The organism is Pseudomonas sp. NPDC098747 (genome assembly GCF_044760045.1).
Taxonomy (GTDB): Bacteria; Pseudomonadota; Gammaproteobacteria; order Pseudomonadales; family Pseudomonadaceae; genus Aquipseudomonas.
On record NZ_JBIWAL010000129.1, the window covers coordinates 1 to 2,917 of the forward strand.

General features: G+C 57.6%; 2 protein-coding genes. Both read left to right on the top strand.

The window, feature by feature from the left end; all coding sequences use genetic code 11:
- Window positions 1–265: 265 nt before the first annotated feature.
- On the top strand, window positions 266–1,804 hold the full coding sequence (murJ, locus tag ACIQVE_RS29410; protein ID WP_402815440.1) for a murein biosynthesis integral membrane protein MurJ: 1,539 nt from the start codon (window positions 266–268) through the stop codon (window positions 1,802–1,804).
- Window positions 1,805–1,933: 129 nt separating this feature from the next.
- Window positions 1,934–2,872, top strand: a complete 939-nt coding sequence (gene ribF / locus ACIQVE_RS29415; protein WP_402815442.1) for a bifunctional riboflavin kinase/FAD synthetase — start codon at window positions 1,934–1,936, stop codon at window positions 2,870–2,872.
- Window positions 2,873–2,917 lie beyond the last annotated feature (45 nt).

A 2,917-nucleotide genomic window follows, 5' to 3' on the forward strand; every position in this document is an offset into this window, starting at 1 on the left:
AATAATACGCCAACCACCAACAACTACAAACACAATAAAACAAATACCAAACAAAAAACTCATCCAATCATGCAGATGAAGAGAAGTCTTGTCAAGGGCACTTGAATCGTTCCGCTAAGTGGTAGGTATAAAGAGGCGGGATATTTATTTCCGGCGCTTGACCTGTAAACTCGCGAGCTTTGGCTCTGTGCTGCTGCGGCGCGGAGTATCGCACAAGTAGGCGCTTTATTCGCCTGCTGTTTATCGACAGGCACACATTCCTTCAATGAATCTGCTCAAATCGTTGGCCGCCGTCAGCTCTATCACGATGATTTCCCGGGTTCTCGGGTTTGTTCGCGATACCTTGATTGCTCGTACATTCGGCGCCGGAATGGCGACGGATGCCTTCTTTATCGCCTTCAAATTGCCCAATCTGCTGAGGCGGATCTTCGCCGAGGGGGCTTTTTCCCAGGCATTCGTACCGATTCTTGCGGAATACAAAAGCCAGCAGGGCGAAGAGGCCACCCGCACTTTTATCGCGTATGTGTCGGGTTTGCTGACGCTGGTACTGGCGCTGGTCACCGCGTTGGGGATGATCGCCGCGCCGTGGGTCATCTGGGCCACCGCTCCCGGTTTCACCGATACGCCGGAAAAATTCCAGCTCACCTCTGACCTCTTGCGAGTGACCTTTCCTTATATATTGCTGATCTCGCTATCCTCGCTGGCCGGTGCGATCCTCAATACTTGGAACCGCTTTTCGGTGCCGGCGTTCGTGCCGACCCTGCTCAACGTCAGCATGATCGTGTTTTCGCTGTTCCTCACACCGTACTTCGATCCGCCGGTCATGGCGCTCGGCTGGGCGGTGTTGGTCGGTGGTCTGGCGCAGTTGCTGTTTCAACTGCCGCACCTGAAAAAGATCGGCATGCTGGTGCTGCCACGGCTGAATCTACGTGATACCGGCGTGTGGCGGGTGATGAAGCAGATGCTGCCTGCGATTCTGGGCGTGTCGGTCAGCCAGATTTCGCTGATCATCAACACCATCTTCGCCTCGTTTCTGGTCGCAGGCTCGGTGTCCTGGATGTATTACGCCGACCGCTTGATGGAATTGCCATCGGGGGTGCTGGGTGTAGCGCTGGGCACGATTCTTTTGCCGACGTTGGCGAAAACCTACGCCAGCAAGGATCGCCACGAATATTCGCGAATTCTCGACTGGGGCCTGCGCCTGTGCTTTGTGCTGGTGCTGCCGTGCTCTTTGGCGCTGGGGATCCTCGCCGAGCCATTGACCGTTTCGCTGTTCCAGTACGGTCAATTCAGTGGCTTTGATGCCGAAATGACTCAGCGCGCGTTGGTTGCCTATTCTGTCGGCCTGCTCGGGATTATCGTGATCAAAGTGCTCGCGCCGGGCTTTTATGCGCAACAGAACATCCGTACCCCGGTAAAAATCGCAATTTTCACCTTGGTCGTCACCCAGCTATTCAACCTGGTATTGGTGGGTCCGCTGGCCCATGCGGGGCTGGCCTTGGCGATTAGTGCCGGTGCGTGCCTCAACGCCGGGCTGCTGTTCTATCAATTGCGCAAACAGCAGATGTACCAGCCGCAACCGGGCTGGGCCAAGTTCGGTTTCAAACTCGTCGTGGCAGTGGCGGTGATGTCGGTGGTGCTGCTGATCGGCATGCATTTCATGCCGGCGTGGGATCAAGGCCACATGCTTGAGCGCTTCCTGCGTCTGGGCGCATTGGTGGCGGCGGGCGTGGTTGCGTATTTCGGTATGTTACTGCTGCTCGGTTTCCGTCTGCGCGACTTCAATCGCAAGGCCTTGAGCTGAGGTTTTACCCTTTATGGATGGGCGCGGGCCGGCAGTTTTGTCGGCTGGATCACTTTGCGTTACGGTGTTGCCTGTCGTCGACCGTCGGGTGTGGTTATAATCGACCACTTTATGAGCAAGAAGCGCGTTATGCAGCTGGTTCGAGGCCTCCACAACTTGCGCCCCCAGCATCGGGGCTGCGTCGCCACTATTGGCAACTTTGACGGTGTTCACCGTGGTCACCAGGCCATCCTGGCCCGACTGCGTGAGCGTGCGCTCGAGTTGGGCGTACCCAGCTGCGTGGTGATTTTCGAGCCGCAGCCGCGGGAATTCTTCGCTCCGGAAACGGCGCCGGCACGACTGGCCCGGTTGCGCGACAAGCTGCAACTGCTGGCTGCCGAAGGTGTAGACCGGGTCTTGTGCCTGGCCTTCAACCAGCGTCTGAGCAAGCTCAGCGCCAGTGAATTCGTCGACACCATTCTGGTGGACGGGCTCGGCGTGCAGCATCTGGAGGTCGGTGACGATTTCCGTTTTGGCTGCGACCGCCTCGGCGATTTCGATTTCCTGTTGCAGGCCGGGCAGGTTCACGGTTTTACCGTCGAAGCGGCGCAAACCGTCGAGCTGGATGGCATTCGTATCAGCAGCACTCAGGTGCGCAACGCGTTGGCCGCCGCCGATTTTGCCTTGGCCGAACGTTTGCTCGGCCGCCCATACCGCATCGCCGGTCGTGTGCTGCATGGCCAGAAGCTGGCCCGGCAATTGGGTACGCCCACTGCCAACATTCAACTCAAGCGTCGTCGCGTGCCGTTCACCGGGGTGTATCTGGTGGATGTCGATATCGACGGCAAGACCTGGCCCGGTGTCGCCAATATTGGCGTACGGCCCACGGTGCAAGGTGATGGCAAGGCCCACCTTGAAGTCCATCTTTTAGATTTTGCCGGCGATCTGTATGACCGGCGTTTGACGGTGGTTTTCCACCAGAAGCTGCGTGAAGAGCAGCGTTTTGCCTCTCTGGAGGCACTGAAAACGGCGATCAATGCGGATGTCGCCACCGCCCGTGCACTAGCCGCACCTAGCGCCCATCGCTAATGAAGAGCCTTAAATGACCGACTATAAAGCCACGCTAAACCTTCC

Excerpts from the sequence above, each read along its gene's own strand:
- ribF (WP_402815442.1), top strand. The coding sequence starts at position 1,934 with ATGCAGCTGGTTCGAGGCCTCCACAACTTGCGCCCCCAGCATCGGGGC.
- murJ (WP_402815440.1), top strand. The coding sequence starts at position 266 with ATGAATCTGCTCAAATCGTTGGCCGCCGTCAGCTCTATCACGATGATT.